General features: G+C 67.7%; 22 protein-coding genes and 1 other RNA gene. 10 read left to right on the forward strand and 13 right to left on the reverse strand.

The window, feature by feature from the left end; genetic code table 11:
• Positions 1-89: 89 nt before the first annotated feature.
• Positions 90-1,112, reverse strand: a complete 1,023-nt coding sequence (gene pspF, locus QGN17_RS07140) for a phage shock protein operon transcriptional activator (protein ID WP_281043802.1) — start codon at positions 1,110-1,112, stop codon at positions 90-92.
• On the opposite strand from pspF, the gene QGN17_RS07145 reads away from it, so the two are divergent.
• From QGN17_RS07145 to QGN17_RS07190, 10 genes are all read left to right on the forward strand, one after another.
• The gene (locus QGN17_RS07145; RefSeq protein WP_281043803.1) at positions 1,090-1,407 is read left to right on the forward strand and encodes a hypothetical protein; all 318 of its coding nucleotides are present in this window, start codon (positions 1,090-1,092) and stop codon (positions 1,405-1,407) included. The genes pspF and QGN17_RS07145 overlap by 23 nt on opposite strands.
• A 77-nt stretch (positions 1,408-1,484) precedes the next feature.
• On the forward strand, positions 1,485-2,165 hold the full coding sequence (gene pspA / locus QGN17_RS07150; protein WP_022690414.1) for a phage shock protein PspA: 681 nt from the start codon (positions 1,485-1,487) through the stop codon (positions 2,163-2,165).
• A 4-nt stretch (positions 2,166-2,169) separates the two neighbouring features.
• Positions 2,170-2,466 (forward strand): envelope stress response membrane protein PspB, encoded by a 297-nt coding sequence (pspB, locus tag QGN17_RS07155; RefSeq protein WP_281043804.1) that lies wholly within the window; start codon positions 2,170-2,172, stop codon positions 2,464-2,466.
• 31 nt (positions 2,467-2,497) lie between these two features.
• Positions 2,498-2,881: an envelope stress response membrane protein PspC gene (pspC, locus tag QGN17_RS07160; RefSeq protein ID WP_281043805.1), complete on the forward strand. Its 384-nt coding sequence runs from the start codon at positions 2,498-2,500 to the stop codon at positions 2,879-2,881.
• A 23-nt stretch (positions 2,882-2,904) separates the two neighbouring features.
• Positions 2,905-3,234, forward strand: a complete 330-nt coding sequence (locus QGN17_RS07165; protein WP_281043806.1) for a hypothetical protein — start codon at positions 2,905-2,907, stop codon at positions 3,232-3,234.
• Positions 3,235-3,256: 22 nt separating this feature from the next.
• Positions 3,257-3,517 (forward strand): hypothetical protein, encoded by a 261-nt coding sequence (locus QGN17_RS07170; protein ID WP_022690410.1) that lies wholly within the window; start codon positions 3,257-3,259, stop codon positions 3,515-3,517.
• A gap of 58 nt (positions 3,518-3,575) precedes the next feature.
• The gene (locus QGN17_RS07175; RefSeq protein WP_390902683.1) at positions 3,576-3,905 is read left to right on the forward strand and encodes a hypothetical protein; all 330 of its coding nucleotides are present in this window, start codon (positions 3,576-3,578) and stop codon (positions 3,903-3,905) included.
• Between the two features lie 15 nt (positions 3,906-3,920).
• A complete protein-coding gene (locus QGN17_RS07180; RefSeq protein ID WP_281043808.1) occupies positions 3,921-4,166 on the forward strand; it encodes a hypothetical protein in 246 nt (81 codons plus the stop codon).
• Between the two features lie 65 nt (positions 4,167-4,231).
• On the forward strand, positions 4,232-4,645 hold the full coding sequence (locus tag QGN17_RS07185) for a SufE family protein (protein ID WP_281043809.1): 414 nt from the start codon (positions 4,232-4,234) through the stop codon (positions 4,643-4,645).
• Positions 4,642-5,064 carry a hypothetical protein gene (locus QGN17_RS07190; RefSeq protein ID WP_281043810.1) on the forward strand — a complete coding sequence of 141 codons (423 nt, stop codon included), beginning with the start codon at positions 4,642-4,644 and terminating at the stop codon, positions 5,062-5,064. Before QGN17_RS07185 ends, QGN17_RS07190 begins: the two co-directional genes overlap by 4 nt.
• A 4-nt stretch (positions 5,065-5,068) precedes the next feature.
• On the opposite strand, the gene QGN17_RS07195 is transcribed toward QGN17_RS07190, so the two are convergent.
• From QGN17_RS07195 to QGN17_RS07250, 12 genes are all read right to left on the reverse strand, one after another.
• Positions 5,069-5,368 (reverse strand): (2Fe-2S) ferredoxin domain-containing protein, encoded by a 300-nt coding sequence (locus QGN17_RS07195; protein ID WP_281043811.1) that lies wholly within the window; start codon positions 5,366-5,368, stop codon positions 5,069-5,071.
• Complete coding sequence (locus tag QGN17_RS07200) at positions 5,365-5,901, reverse strand: J domain-containing protein (protein ID WP_281043812.1); 537 nt, start codon at positions 5,899-5,901, stop codon at positions 5,365-5,367. The genes QGN17_RS07195 and QGN17_RS07200 overlap by 4 nt, the downstream gene beginning before the upstream one ends.
• Positions 5,902-5,954: 53 nt before the next feature.
• Complete coding sequence (locus tag QGN17_RS07205) at positions 5,955-6,602, reverse strand: YoaK family protein (protein WP_281043813.1); 648 nt, start codon at positions 6,600-6,602, stop codon at positions 5,955-5,957.
• A gap of 194 nt (positions 6,603-6,796) precedes the next feature.
• Positions 6,797-7,158, reverse strand: an RNA gene (gene rnpB, locus QGN17_RS07210) — RNase P RNA component class A.
• Between the two features lie 43 nt (positions 7,159-7,201).
• Positions 7,202-7,915 carry an N-acetylmuramoyl-L-alanine amidase gene (locus QGN17_RS07215; protein ID WP_281043814.1) on the reverse strand — a complete coding sequence of 238 codons (714 nt, stop codon included), beginning with the start codon at positions 7,913-7,915 and terminating at the stop codon, positions 7,202-7,204.
• Between the two features lie 58 nt (positions 7,916-7,973).
• The gene (locus QGN17_RS07220; RefSeq protein WP_281043815.1) at positions 7,974-8,816 is read right to left on the reverse strand and encodes a CheR family methyltransferase; all 843 of its coding nucleotides are present in this window, start codon (positions 8,814-8,816) and stop codon (positions 7,974-7,976) included.
• A complete protein-coding gene (gene cheB, locus QGN17_RS07225; RefSeq protein ID WP_281043816.1) occupies positions 8,807-9,925 on the reverse strand; it encodes a chemotaxis-specific protein-glutamate methyltransferase CheB in 1,119 nt (372 codons plus the stop codon). The genes QGN17_RS07220 and cheB overlap by 10 nt, the downstream gene beginning before the upstream one ends.
• 16 nt (positions 9,926-9,941) lie before the next feature.
• Positions 9,942-10,307, reverse strand: a complete 366-nt coding sequence (locus QGN17_RS07230) for a response regulator (protein ID WP_110155827.1) — start codon at positions 10,305-10,307, stop codon at positions 9,942-9,944.
• 77 nt (positions 10,308-10,384) lie between these two features.
• Complete coding sequence (locus QGN17_RS07235; RefSeq protein ID WP_281043817.1) at positions 10,385-10,819, reverse strand: chemotaxis protein CheW; 435 nt, start codon at positions 10,817-10,819, stop codon at positions 10,385-10,387.
• Between the two features lies 1 nt (position 10,820).
• The gene (locus tag QGN17_RS07240; protein ID WP_281043818.1) at positions 10,821-13,160 is read right to left on the reverse strand and encodes a chemotaxis protein CheA; all 2,340 of its coding nucleotides are present in this window, start codon (positions 13,158-13,160) and stop codon (positions 10,821-10,823) included.
• 73 nt (positions 13,161-13,233) lie between these two features.
• Positions 13,234-13,884, reverse strand: a complete 651-nt coding sequence (locus QGN17_RS07245; protein WP_281043819.1) for a histidine phosphotransferase family protein — start codon at positions 13,882-13,884, stop codon at positions 13,234-13,236.
• 52 nt (positions 13,885-13,936) lie between these two features.
• Positions 13,937-14,419 carry a M67 family metallopeptidase gene (locus tag QGN17_RS07250; RefSeq protein WP_281043820.1) on the reverse strand — a complete coding sequence of 161 codons (483 nt, stop codon included), beginning with the start codon at positions 14,417-14,419 and terminating at the stop codon, positions 13,937-13,939.
• Between the last annotated feature and the right edge of the window lies 1 nt (position 14,420).

Below are 14,420 nucleotides of genomic sequence, written 5' to 3' on the forward strand. Positions count from 1 at the left end.
GGCATCGTCTTGGTATTCGAGAGCGGAGGGTCGGGCTCTTCCATCCCTCAACAACCGGAAGTCCCCCTCCCGGCCCTTCGTTCTCACCCTCAGGAGGTGCGATCGAGCAAAGCGTGCTTCTTGAGCGCGTGGCGAAGCTGGTCGTAGGTCAGCGACAGTGCCACCGCCGTCGTGCGCTGGTTGAATCGGCACCGCTTGAGCGCGGCCTCCAGCAGGCGCTTCTCATAGGCTTCGCAGGCCGCCTTGAAGTCGCTGGTCTCCGGCTCCTCCACCACCGCGATCGCCTGCGCCGGCCCCGGCTCGGCGGTCATCGCCGGCCTGGCGGCGGCACCCTGCGGGCGCCAGGGCGAGGCGAACGGATCGAACTCGATCGCGTCGATCGGCTTGCCTTCCTCCCAGCGATAGACCGCGCGCTCGATCACGTTGCGCAGCTCGCGGACATTGCCCGGCCACTCGTAGGCGACGAGCGCGCCCATCGCCTTGGAACCGAAACCCGGCCAGCGCTCCCAGCCCACCTCGATCGCCATGCGGCGACCGAAGAAGTCGGCAAGCACCGGAATGTCACCCTCGCGATGGCGCAAGGGAGGGAGAGTCACCACCTCGAACGACAATCGATCGAGCAGATCGGCGCGGAACCGTCCGCTTTCCACCAGCGCCGGCAGATGCTCGTTGGTCGCCGCAACGATCCGACAATCGACCCGGATCGCCTTGGACGATCCGATGCGCGTCACCTCGCCATATTCGACCGCGCGCAACAACCGTTCCTGCGCACCGGACGACATGGTCGCCAGCTCGTCGAGAAACAGCGTGCCGCCGTCCGCCTCCTCGAAGCGCCCCGCGCGCGCCTTTGTCGCGCCGGTGAAGGCGCCCGCCTCGTGCCCGAACAATTCGGCTTCGATCAGCGTCTCAGGCAGTGCCGCGCAATTCAGCGTCACGAACGGACCAGCCCAGCGCGGCGAGAGGTGGTGGAGGCGCTCTGCGATCAGTTCCTTGCCGGTTCCCCGCTCGCCGATCACCAGCACCGGGCGGTTGAGCGTCGCGGCGCGGCTGGCGCGCTCGACGGCATCGAGGAAGGCGGTCGATTCGCCGATGAATTTCTGGTCGCGATCCATGGGCGCCAGTTGGGATATTTCACCAACGCTTGGCAAGCCTCACATGGCGTATTGCTGTATTAACACGGCAAGAAACGGCAGAAAATGGTCGTTCGTCGAAACTGGCACGCTCTCTGCAGAACTGTCCTCGTCACCGCGCGATGCGGTTCAAAAGATCGAAGACGGAGAAGTCACCATGTTCACCCTCGATGCCACGGAGCGCAGCCGGATCGCCGTCGCGCTCGTCACCCTGGTCGCGACGGCCGCCGCAAGCCTCGCCTGCGTCGCCGCCGCCGTCGGTCCGGCCCTGTCCTGATCGACGCCCCGCCGGCGGGGGCACGTCCCCGCCCCCGCCGGCCCTTCCCCACCAAGTTCGAAACTGGAGTGCAACAGATGGGTATCTTCTCCCGCACCCGAGACATCATCGCCGCCAACGTCACCGACCTGCTCGATAAGGCGGAGGATCCGGCGAAGATGATCCGCATGATCATCATGGAGATGGAAGAGACGCTGATCGAGGTTCGCGCCTCGGCCGCGCGCACCATCGCCGACCAGAAGGAGATGCGCCGCCACATCGCCAAGCTCGACAAGCTCCAGGAGAGCTGGACCGAGAAGGCTGAGCTGGCGCTGAGCAAGGGCCGCGAGGATCTCGCCAAGGCCGCCCTGGTCGAGAAGAACAAGGCGACCGATATGGCCGAGCGCCTGAAGGAAGAGATCGGCGTGCTGGACGATGCCCTCCAGGCGTCCGAGGCCGACATCACCAAGCTGCAGAACAAGCTGCGCGAGGCGCGTGCCCGTCAGACCTCGATCGTCGCCCGGCTGGAGAGCGCGCACAACCGGTACAAGCTGCGCGAGATGACCAACGGCCCGAAGATCGACGAGGCCTTCGCCCGCTTCGAGACGCTGGAGCGCCGCGTGGACTTCGCCGAAGGCCGCGCCGACGCCGCCGGCATGGGTGCCGCGCCGCGCACGCTGGAGGAGGAGATCGCCGATCTCAAGTCCTCCGAGAAGGTCGATGCCGAACTTGAGGCGCTGAAGGCCCGCATGGGCAAGTCCGCCGGCCAGGAGGGCTGATCCGATGGAGGATGTCCTCGTCCCCGTCATGATCTGCGGGATCCTGTTCATCGGGCTGCCCTGGATCATCTTCCACTACGTGACGCAGTGGAAGAAGGCCCGCGGCCTCTCGATCGAGGACGAGAACCTCCTCGACGGCCTGCACGACCTCGCCCGCCGCCTCGACGACCGGCTCTCGACCATCGAGCGCATCGTCGCCGCCGACAATCCCAACTGGCGCCCCGGCCAGTCCGAACGCCCGAGCCGCGACATCACCCGCGATCTCGGCCGCGATGCGGACGACTGGCAGGGCCGCGCCTGAAACGAACAGAACAAGATTAGGGAGAAATCCGATGTCCGCCCGTCACACCAAATTCTACCTCGACAAGCGGAATTCCAAGTGGCTCGGCGTCTGCTCCGGCATCGCCGACTATACCGGCCTCGATGCGACCCTGGTGCGCGTCGCCGCCGTGATCCTGACCCTGATCGGTGGCTTCCCCTGGACGCTGATCGCCTACTGGATCACCGCCTGGATCGCCTCGGACAAGCCGCGCGAGTTCGAGGACATGAGCTACGAGGATCGCAAGTTCTGGCAGAAGGTCCGCGTGACGCCGGGCAATTCGGTCCGCGACGTGCGCAGCCGCTTCCGCGACATCGACCGCCGGCTCTCCGACCTCGAAGTCTATTACACCAGCCACAATCGTCGCCTCGCCGACGAGATCGACAGCCTGCGCTGATCGCCTGAGACCGGAGACCCGTCATGGCCCCCAACGCCTTCGCCCAGTTGCTGCCCTTCATCATCATGCTGGGCCTGATCGTCACCGCCGCCGGCATCGGCGGGTGGGTGTTCACCACCTGGCTCCGCGTGAAGAACGGCTATCCGCTGGACGGCGCCTGGGGCCAGGCGATCCACCCCGCCCGCAACACCGAAACCGACGAGCGGGTGAAGCTGCTGACGCAGGAAAACGCCCAGCTCCGCGCCGAGATCGGCTCGGTCAAGGATCGTCTCGCCAATATCGAACGGATCGTCACCGACGGCGCCTACCGCCTCGATCGCGAGATCGACGGCCTGCGCGGCCCCGCCAACTGATCACCGCTGAAGGAAACGCCCGATGAGCCCCCTTCTGATCCCCATCTTCGCCTTGATGATCCCGATCGTCGCGATCCTGTCCGGCCCGCTCAAGCGCTGGATCGACATGAAGGAGCGCGCGACGCAGCAGGCCTCCAGCGAGGCCGCCGAGAAGGCCGCGCAATACGCCGCCAAGACCGAGCGCCTGGAACAGCGGGTCGCGGTGCTGGAACGCATCCTGACCGACCGCTCCGCCAATCTCGCCGACGAGATCGACCGGCTGCGCGACAGCCCCCTGAACTGATCGGCCCTTTAACCGACGCTTCCCAACAGGGAGACAGACAATGAACCACGGTGAATGGATGGTCGTCGTGATCGTGGGCATGGTGATCGCCGCCCGCATCTACCGCGACAAATGCGGGATCGGCGGAGGCAGCTTCGGCCGCCGCAACGCCAACCGCGACCGCTTCGACACGCCCCGCCAGCGCTTTGCCGGCGATGCCGACGACGCGGAGAACCAGCGGCTCCGCGAGGAAGTCCGCGCGCTCAAGGACCGGATCGCGGTGCTCGAGCGGATCGCCACCGACAGCTCCACCAGCCTCGATCGCGAGATCGAAGCCCTGCGCGATCGCCCCTACGATCGCGCCAGCCCCGAACCGCGCGACCGGCCGTCCAGCCGCGAGCGCCAGTAACCGAGGACCGATGCGATGACCGAGACCGTCTCCATCATCACGCTTTCCGTCGCGGGCCTCGCCGGCCTGGCGATGGTGACCGCCGCCGCTCTGGCCGGCTGGCGCGGCTGGCTCGACCTCCAGCGTACCGCGCTCGCCGGCGACCATCCCGAGATGCCGGCCGCGGCGGCGCCCGCCAACACCGGCGCCCGCATCGAACTCGCCGACCTCAAGGAGCGCGTGCGCAAGCTCGAGGCGATCGCGGCGGGGATCGACCTTTGACTCCGCGGGGGTACGTGGCCGGCTGAGGGCTTCCCGCCCGCCGGCCACGCTGCTAACCGCCCCGCATGGCCGCCTCTCTCGACGATATCCGCGAGGAATATGAATTCCTCGATTCCGACGACCGCTATCGCCTGCTGATCGATCTGGGCCGCCAGCTCGAAGCGATGCCCGAACCACTCAAGACCGACGCGACGCTGGTGCGGGGCTGCTCCGCTTCGGTGTGGGTCTATCCGACGCAACCTGACGGCGACCGGCTCCACTTTCTCGCCGACTCCAACGCCGCGATAACAAAGGGCATCATCGCGCTGGTGCTGCTGACCGTGCAGGACAAGCCCGCATCCGAGATCGCCAAGACCGATATCGAGGAGCTACTCGCCCCGTTCGACCTGAAGAACCAGCTCAGTTCCAACCGCACGCAGGGCATCCCCAACATGATCGCGCTTATCCGCGAGACCGCGACGCGCTATGCTGGGGCATGATGTTCGCAAAGCGTACCGCCGCCGCTCTCGGGTTCGCGCTGCTGCTCGCCGGTAGCGCGGTCGCAGCCGTTCCGGCCAAACCTGCCAAGACCTATCCTACCGGTGCCTTCGCCGTGGCCGATCACAAGGTCGCGCCGACCGAGGTCATGGATGCACGCGCTATCCCCGACATGACGGGTAAGCCGTCGCTGATGATCACGCTGAGCCCGGCGGCCGCCGCCGCGATCGGCGGAAAGGCGGGCGACAGGCTGCCCTGCACGCTCGATGGCAAAGTGATCGGCACCAGCCCCGCCGATGCGCTGGCGACCGATCATGTCCTCGCGATCTCGGGCGATTTCGGCGACTACGACGCCACCGCCGCGCTCGCCCGCCGCATATCGGGCCGCGATCCGCTGCCGGACGCCGAAGGCGACGAGTGAGCCGCTAGACTGTCAGGCCAAGCCGCTCGGCCACCTCGTCCACCGACGCACCTTCTTCCACCAGCATCCACTTGCCTGGATGCGCGGCGTCGATCACCGTGACAGCGCCCTTGGGGCAGACGCCGAGGCAGCGCGTCTCGATCACGCCGAAATCTGCCTTGCGCTTCTTGCCGCCGCCGAGCTTCCGCAGCACCTTGGCGAGCGGCGTCCTGCCCTTCTCGCCGAAGCCGCCGCCGATCTTCTTCGAGCATTTGCCGCAGACGAGGATCGTCGCCGACCAGTTGGACCGGACCGAGAGCTTCACGAAACGCCCTGGCGCCGTTCCTCGGCGGTCCTGAGAACGTCCCACGCCGCCTGCACCTTGCGGAAGCGCTCGGCGGCGGCATCGTCTCCCGGCTTCACGTCGGGATGGTTGGCCTTGGCGAGCCGGCGCCACGCCGCCTTGGCATCCTCGAACGAGGCGTCGCCGTCCAGCTCCAGCGCCTCCAGCGCGCGCATCTCGTCGCGCGAGCGGCTGCCGTCGCCGGGGCCGCCCCAGCTGTTGTAGGAGGAGTCCGCATAGCCCGCCGACGTCCGCCGCTCGTCGCGCTCGCGCTTGGCCGCCTCCTCTGCGGAGAGGCCCTGAAAATAATCCCAGTTCCGGTTATATTCGGCGGCATGTTCCTCGCAGAACCACCAGCGTTCGGGGCTGTTGGGCGATTTGGGCGCGGGCCGGTCGCCGGGCCGGTCGCAGCCGTCGCGATCGCACAGGCGCACCTGCGTGGCGCCGCGCTCGGACCCGTAGCCCCGCCAGCGGGGAAAACCCCAGTCGTTCGATCGTGTCTGCCGTCGTGCCATTCCGCCCTATCTAGGAGCGCGCGCCGACTTTCGCGACTGCGAAAACCGAAAAATCAGGCGGTGCGGCGGCGGGAGAACCAGGCTTCGACGATGCTCAGCAGCACCAGTGCGGCCGCCGGCGCAAACAGAACCTCCGGCCCGTAGCGCAGTTGCCCGCGCGCGCCGAGCGCCACGCCGAGCACCAGCGCGCCCCAGAGCAGGCAGTCCAGCATCACTGCCCGCGCCTCGCCGGGGCGGCCGAGGCGGGTCAGCCCGGTGCCGATACGCACCAACGTCCCCGTCATGTAGGTCATTCCGATCCGCGCGCCGCGCTCGCCCAGCACCAGCGCGTTGGACAGCCCCATCGCCACCGGGAGCAGCACGATACCCGTAATCGGGTGCGCGCCCTCTATCATCAGGCCGGCCACGCCGATCAGCGCCGCCTCGACGAGGAACAGCAGCGACGCGGCGAAGCGGCCCGCCACCTCGTCGATCAACGCGCCCAGCGCCGCGCCGCCGATGAACAGGACGATCAGTCCGCCGACGAACAGCGCCGAATGCCATTCCCGGTAAGCGAGGTGCATGCCGAGCCGGGTCGAGTTTCCGCTCATGAACGAGACGAAATAGCCGCCAAGCTCGGTGAAGCCGACCGCGTCCACGCAGCCGGCAACCAGCGCAAGAAGGATGGCGGCGGTGGTCCGTTCCGTCGGCAGGCTCTGCATCGCCGGTATTGCTAGGGCGTGATGCGCGAAAGCGGAAGAGGTAAGTTAACAGCGGTCCGATCCTCCCCCGCCAGAGGGAGGTTGCACGCGAAGCGTGACGGAAGGAGGCCAGCGGAAGGGTCGAAAGCGGATCGCCGCCCGCCCCCTCTGACGCCCGTTGGGCGCCACCTCCCCCTGGCGGGAGAGGATTTCAAAGCGCCAGAGGGTCTATAAGCCGGGTTCTGTCCATCCCTTTCGGGACTGTGCGACCATTCCTCTCGGGCCGGTGTCGCCACCGGCCTCCAGCAACCAACCCGGACCACGGGGCGGAAGCGGCCCCATATGCGGTCCCTATTCGGTCTTGCTCCCGGTGGGGTTTGCCGTGCCGCTCCTGTTGCCAGGAACGCGGTGCGCTCTTGCCGCACCCTTTCGCCCTTACCGTGCCGAAGCGACGGCGGTGTCCTTTCTGTGGCACTTTCCCTGGGGTCGCCCCCGCCGGGCGTTACCCGGCACCGTGCTTTCCGTGGAGCCCGGACTTTCCTCGACACTCGCGTGACGCGGTCGCCCGACCCTCTGGCGCAGCGGCTGTTAGCCGAGCCGCGACTGTCACGAAAGCGAAATCAGTATGGATCCCCGGCCCGCATCGCCGCGCCCTTGTCTCCGCCGGTGAGCAGCGATAGCAGGATGGCGCGGCACTGGCCGTCGATCACGCCGTCCAGATTCTCCGGCCGGAAACGCCGCTGAAAGGCGCGCACGGCCGCCTCCTGATCGACGATGTCGTAGCCGAACCGCTCCAGCGCGAGCAGGAAACCGGCATCGCTCCAATGCGGGTCGGTCAGATACTTCTCCGGCCTCGGCAGCGCGAGGCGCAGCTTCGCCAGCCGCTCCCAGTCGAACAGCTCGCCCGGATCCTCCTTGCGGGCCGGCGCGATGTCCGAATGGCCGACGATGTTCCCGCGCGTGATGCCGTAGCGCGGCACGATCTGCATCATCAGCGTCACCAGCGCGGCCATCTGCTGCTCGGGGAAGGGTCGATAGCCGAATTCGTGCCCCGGATTGACCAGCTCGATCCCGATGCTCGCCGAATTCACGTCGGTGATGCCGCGCCAATAGCTGCGGCCCGCGTGCCAGGCGCGCAGTTTCTCATCGACGAGGCGGACGACCTGCCCGTCTTCGGCGATCAGATAGTGCGAGGAGACCTTCGCCTCCGGATCGGTCAGCCGGCGCAGCGCAGAGGCGCCGTCCTGCATCCCGGTATAATGCAGCACGATGATCGAGATGGGCAAAGACCGCTCGTCGAAATTCGGCGAGGGACAATCGATGATACCGGCCATGGCGCAGCAGTCGCGCGGCTCGGTTACCGCGTCAAGTCAGAGAGCGTGTCGAAGCCCCTCAGCGCAGCACGGCGACCGAGGACGCATCGATGCGCTTGCGATACAGGCCCCGCGCCTCGAAATCCGAAACGAAGGCGTCGGTCTGGCCCATTGCCGTCTCGCCCGCGCCGAGCATGAGCACCGCATCGGCCTGCATGGCGCTCGCGATCCGGCTGAAAACGAGCGTGCGCACGTCGGGCGAGAAATAGAGCAGCACGTTGCGGCACAGCACGACATCGAACAGCCCGACCGGCGGCGGCGTCAGCAGATTGTGCACGCGGAAGCGCACCGCCTGCCGCAGCAAGGGAGAAGCCTGCCAATATCCGCCATCCTGATCGAAACGGCGCAACATCTGCGCGACCGGCAGGCCGCGCTGGATCTCGAACTGCGAATAGCGCCCTTCCTTCGCCCGCTCGATCGCGGTGGGCGAGAGATCGGTGCCGAGGATGTCGATCGTCCAGCCCCGCCAGCGATCGGGCCGCTCGGCGATCATCATCGCGATCGTATAGGCCTCCTGCCCCGTCGAGCAGCCGGCCGACCAGATGCGCAGGCGCCGCGTGCCGGCGCGCGCGGCGCGCATCCGCTCCAGCCCCTGTTCGTCGAGCAGGCGAAAAGCGTTCAGGTCGCGGTAGAAGAAGGTCTCGTGGTTGAGCAACGCCTCGATCGCCTCGTCCGCGAGTGCCGCGTTGCGTCCGGAGACGATGCGGTGGACGAGATCATCCAGCGTCGGGATGTCATGCTTCGCGATCAGCGGACGCAGCGCGGTATCGATCCGCCAACGGCGGCCGATCGCGAGCTGCTGCCCCGTCCTCGCCTCCAGCAGACCGGCGAGGATACGGACCGCACCGTCACTTATCTCCATGCCGGCACCCGCCGCGGGGGCTGGCCGCGCATACGGTCGGCGATGCGGGCCGCGATCGTCGAAGGCCGCGCGATGGTGGAGGCGAGACCGGCGGTGGCGACGCTGCCAGGCATACCCCAGACGACCGAGGTGGTGCGGTCCTGCGCGGCAATCTCGCCACCGGCTTCGACGATGTCGCGCGCGCCGATCGATCCGTCGCGCCCCATGCCGGTCAGCACCACCGCGAACGCGCGCTCGCCGAACAGCTGGGCGACCGAGTGGAACATCGGATCGACCGAGGGCAGGCAGCCCGAAGGCGCCGGATCGCGGTTGAGGATGACGCGCGGCAACCCGCCTATCGAGCGCAGCCCGATGTGGGCGTCACCCGGCGCGACGAGGATCTGGCCGCGCAACAGGCTGACGCCATCCCGCGCGACAGTCGCCGGACGACCCGCGATCTCGGTCATCTGCGCGGCGAAATAGGGCATGAAGCTGGCCGGCAGGTGCTGCGTAATCAGGATCGGCATGTCACAGGCTGATGGCAGCGAGTCGAACAGCTCGGCCAAAGCGTGGAGGCCGCCGGTGGAAGAACCGATGGCGAGGCAATCGACCGGACCCGCGACCAGCGGCCGGGTGACGTCGGGCGTTACCGGCACAGCCTTGGCGGCGGCGCGCACTTCCTCGCGCTCGGCCGGCCGACTCTCGCCGACGCGGCGCAATTTCTCGACAAGAGCGGCCGCGAAACGGTCACGATAGGTGCCGGCGCTCGGCTTTTCGAGCGTGTCCGCGGCGCCGAGCGTCAGCGCCCGGACGCAGGCCTCGGCGCCTTCGCTGGCCGAGGTAGAGACGATCAGCACGCGAGCCCCCCGCCCGCGCGCGATGATCTCGGGAAGTGCCGTGAAGCCGTCCATGCCCGGCATGGCGAGATCGAGCAGCACGATATCGACGATGCAGCTGCGCAGTTTGTCGAGCGCCTGATCGGCGCTGCTCGCCGTCGCGACGATTTCGAATTCGGGATACTCGCCCAGAATCGTCTGGAACACCGATCGCGCGACGATCGAGTCGTCGACGATCATCAGCCTGATCGGCCTGGGCTCCGTCTTGCGCCCGTAGAGGGACTGGGCTGGCATCTCCGCGTGTGCAAGGTCAGGCGACGCCGACCAGCTGGAACTTGCTTTCGAGCGTCTCGCGGTCGAACGGCTTCATGACATATTCGTCGGCGCCGGCGTCGATCGCGGCGCGGATGTGGGCGATGCCGTTTTCGGTGGTGCAGAAGATCACCTTGGGACGCGTCTCAAACTCTTCCTGGCCGAGCGCGCGGAGGAATTCGATGCCGCTCATCACCGGCATGTTCCAGTCGAGCAGCACCACATCGGGCGCCGACGCACGGCAGCTGTCGAGCGCTTCCTGGCCGTCGCCGGCCTCACTCACGGTGAATTCCAGCGTCTCCAGGATATGGCGGGCGACCTTACGGATCACCTTGGAATCGTCGACAACCAGACAGGTCTTCATCACCAAACCCTCGATGCAAGCACTTGTACGTAAAAGGATTAGCCGACGGTCGGTAAGGACCGGGTTAACGCTGCCGCTCAGGCTGCCGCAGAAAGCGGGCCGGAAACGATGCGGGCGGGATCAAGCAGCAGCAACGCGCGATCCTGATGCTCGACGAGGCCGAGCGCGGCGTGCGCCCAGCCCAGCGACAGCCCGGCATGGAGCGGCTGGGGATCGCCGGTGATCGCCGCGACATCCACCACCTCGTCCACGAGAAGCCCGTATAGATGGTTGTCGATCGTCACCACGATCGCCTGGATCACACCGTCACGGGGCGATTGGCCAAGCTCCAGCGCGGCATAGGTATCGATGATCGTCAGCACCCGACTGCGCAGCGCGGCGAGGCCGGCGATGTGGCGGGCGGCGAGCGGCACCGGCGTGATCGCATCGATCTCCACGACCGATTCGACGGCGTCTGCCGAGATCGCGACCTCCTGGCCGGCGACGCGGGCGATGAGCTTCAGGTCTTCCATCTCAGCGCCTCCCCTGCGCGGCCGCCAGAGCGGCCATCAGGCCGCTGCGATCGTAGCGATAGATGCTGCCGGCGGAGGCCGCCGTCTCGTCGGCGGTGGCACGAAGGCGGATCACCGATGCGGCGGGCAGCGGCGCCGACGGCGCATGATCGACAGAAAGGATCGCGACCGCAGCCGCTTCGCCCCCCTCACCGCTCCAGCCTACACGGTAGCCGGCCTGCTCCACGATCGGGCGCAGGATGTCGCGCATCCACGGATCAGTGCCGTCGAGTACGCAGAGCGGGCGCTCGGGCGGCAGGGCAGCGGCACCGGCCTGGCCGAACAGCCAGAAGCTGTCGACCAGCTCCACCTGGACATCGCCGACCAGCATGACGCCCGCGATCGGCCCGGCCTCGGCGGCGGGCAGGAAATCGGGGGCGAGCGCGTGGATGTCGATCACTTCGCCGATCGCGTAGGCGATCTCGCTGGTGCCATCACCGAGCAGCAGGACGCGGACACGCCCGTCCTTGTCGGGCATGGCGCGGTCGCAACCGAAGAGCGGCAGGATGCGGCCATCGTGGCTGAGCCGCAGGCGACCGCCGACGCGCGCCACGGCGCTCTCGGCGACATCCTCGATACGCTCGACCAGGCTGAGGCGGATGGCGCGGACGGCGCCATCGCAGGCGCGGAAAAGAAGGGTCGGCACGGTTTCGACCCGCGCTTCCTCGGCCTCGACCTTCGCCGGGATCGCCGCATCGGGCGCGCGGACACCGGCGACCTGGGCAACGCCGGCCGGATTGATCAGCAGCATCGGGCGGCCGTTGTCGGGCAGAGTGGTGCCGGCATAGACGCCGGTCGCCATGATCGCCGGAGCGGCGGGCTTCACCACTAGTTCCTCGTGATCCTGCACGCTATCGACGGACAGCGCGTAGCGCTCGCCGGAGGATGCGCGGACCACAACGAGGATCGAACGACCGGGCGGGGCATAGCCCTGCACGCCGAGCAGCTTGGCCAGATCGACCACCGGCACGCGCTCGCCACGGATGCGGGCGACCGGCGCGGAGCCGACCGTCTCGACCTCGACCGAGCCGCCATAGGATCGCACGATCTCGTCCACCGCGCCGCGCGGGATGGCGAACAGCTCCGAACCGACCGCGAAGGTCAGCGCCGGGATGATGGTGAGCGTCATCGGCACGCGCAGCGTCAGGCGGGTGCCGCGCCCCAGATTGGTGTCGATCTCGACGGTGCCACCGATCCGTTCAACATTGGCACGCACCACGTCCATGCCGACGCCGCGCCCGGAAATGGCCGTGACCGCCTGCGCGGTGGAAAGGCCGGCGGCGAAGATCAGCTCCAGCCGCTCCTGCCGATCCATCCGCTGCGCGCGCTCGCGGGTCACGATGCCGGCAGCGATCGCCTTGGCGAGCAGTTTCTCATCGTCGATGCCGCGCCCGTCGTCGGCGATCTCGATCAGGATCTGGTTGCCCGACTGGCGCGCATCGACGCGCAGCGTGCCGACCATCGGCTTGCCGGTGGACGCACGCTCGGCCGGCGCCTCGATACCATGGTCGATCGAGTTGCGGACGATGTGGGTCAGCGGATCGCGGATCATCTCGATCATCTCGCGATCGAGCTCGACGTCGCCGCCATCGACGATCAGGTGGATCTGCTTGTGCAGTTCGGCCGACAGGTCGCGCACCATGCGGGGCAGCGCGGAGAACAGGCCGTCGATCCGCTGCATACGGGTGCGGGTGATCGATTCGCGCATCTCCGCGACGCAGGCGGAGAGGCGCTCGAACGCGGTATCGACGATCGCGTCGCCTCCGCGTTCGCGCAGGCGGCGGGACAGTTCGTTGCGGGCCAGCACCATGTCCGACACGCCGGCCATCATGCGATCGAGCAGTTCGACCGGCAGGCGGATGGATCGCGCCGGGGCACGCGGGGTCGACTGGGCCTGGGCGACCACGGCCGGGGCCGGCTCAGGCGCTTCGACCTCATTGTCCTCCAGCGCGAGGATCAGCGCTTCGTCACCGCCTTCGGGATAGGTTTCGCCAGCCGCCAGGGCCTCGACGAACTCGCCGATGCGATCGATGATCGCGAGCACCGCATTGACCAGCTTGCGATCGGCAGAGCGATCGCCCGAGCGAACCTCCGCCAGCGCGCTTTCCGCCGAGTGGCTCAGGCGCTCCAGACGCGGGAGATCGAGGAAGCCGCAGCTGCCCTTCACGGTATGGACGAAGCGGAAGATCGAATCGAGTCGGGCACGATCGGACGGGTCCGCTTCCCACGCGACGATCTCGCCGGCCAGCGGCTCCAGCGTCTCGCGCGTCTCCGCGATGAATTCGCCCAGCAATTCTTCCATCGGCCCCGCTCACACAGATACGGGACCGCTATCGTCCGGCGATGGTAAAGAACGCGTTAGCTGCGGGCGTTTATCAGGCGCCCGAAGGCAGAGAACAGCCGAGCATCAGCACGCCGTCCTCCGGCTCGGCGATCATCACCTGGCCGCCGCGCTCGTTGGCGAGGTGCCAGACCAGCCATGCGGCGGACGCGCGCGGCGTCAGCGCATCCTGCGCGGTGCCGCCGGTCAGCGCGGTGCGCAATTCCGGATCGAGCACGATGCGCGGCCCTTCGGCGCGGATCACGATTTCGGTCGCCGAGCCGGTATTCTCGACGCCGATATCGAGCCGACCGCCGCGCACCAGCGCATCGCCCGCAATCAGCGCGAGGTTGAGCAGGATCTTGATCGGTCCCTTGCCGAGCGAGGCGTCGCCAACCATCCAGCCCACCGAAATCCGGCGATCGCCGCCGAACAGCCCCTCGATGGCGGCGCGCACCTCGCGCGTGTCGACCGAATCGCCGAAGCCGCCGGCCGCGCCGAAGGCCAGCCGGAAGAACTTGAGCTTGTTCGCCGATGCGCGCGCGCTTTCCGCCAGCAGATCGAGGCAGCGCGCCCGCATTTCCGGATCATGCTCGTCGGCGAGCAACTCGATGCCGTTGTTCAGCGCACCGACCGGACTCAGCAGATCGTGGCACAGACGGGAGCAGAGCAGGCTCGCAAATTCGATGCCGTCGCCTGCCGCCATGTCGTCCTCCCGAAACCTTCTCGAAACGCGGCCCTTGTGGCGATTGCGCCCCTCAAGTGCAACCGTCGTCCGCGCCATCCACCACGAGTTCGACCGGATCGAACGCTCCGTGCATCGCACCGCCGGACTGTTCGCGCCACATCCGCGCCTCTCCCGCCGCGACGATCAGCCACAGCCGGCCGGGCTGGAACGCCATGGCGGCATCGCGCGCGGAAGGGGTCGCAGAGCCGTTGGGATGCGAATGATAATGGCCGAGAATGCACGGGCCGCCGGTGCGTTCGGCCCGGACCGCGGAGAAGAGCGCGGCGGGATCGATCTCGAAGGTGGTGGAGGGATCGGGGGCGACGTTGGCGGTTTCGGCCGTTCCCGTGATCCGTTCGTCCTGAGCGAAGTCGAAGGACGGGCTGCAAGCGGCCCGTTCGTGGCCCGCACTTCGACTTCGCTCAGTGCGAACGGATTTGTTGGATGCGAACAGCAGCCCGCACACCTCCCGCCCCGGCTCCTTCGCCGCATGTGCGAGGATGCGTTGCAACACG

The sequence above is a fragment of the Sphingomonas oryzagri genome (assembly GCF_029906645.1).
GTDB classification, from domain to species: Bacteria; Pseudomonadota; Alphaproteobacteria; order Sphingomonadales; family Sphingomonadaceae; genus Solisphingomonas; species Solisphingomonas oryzagri.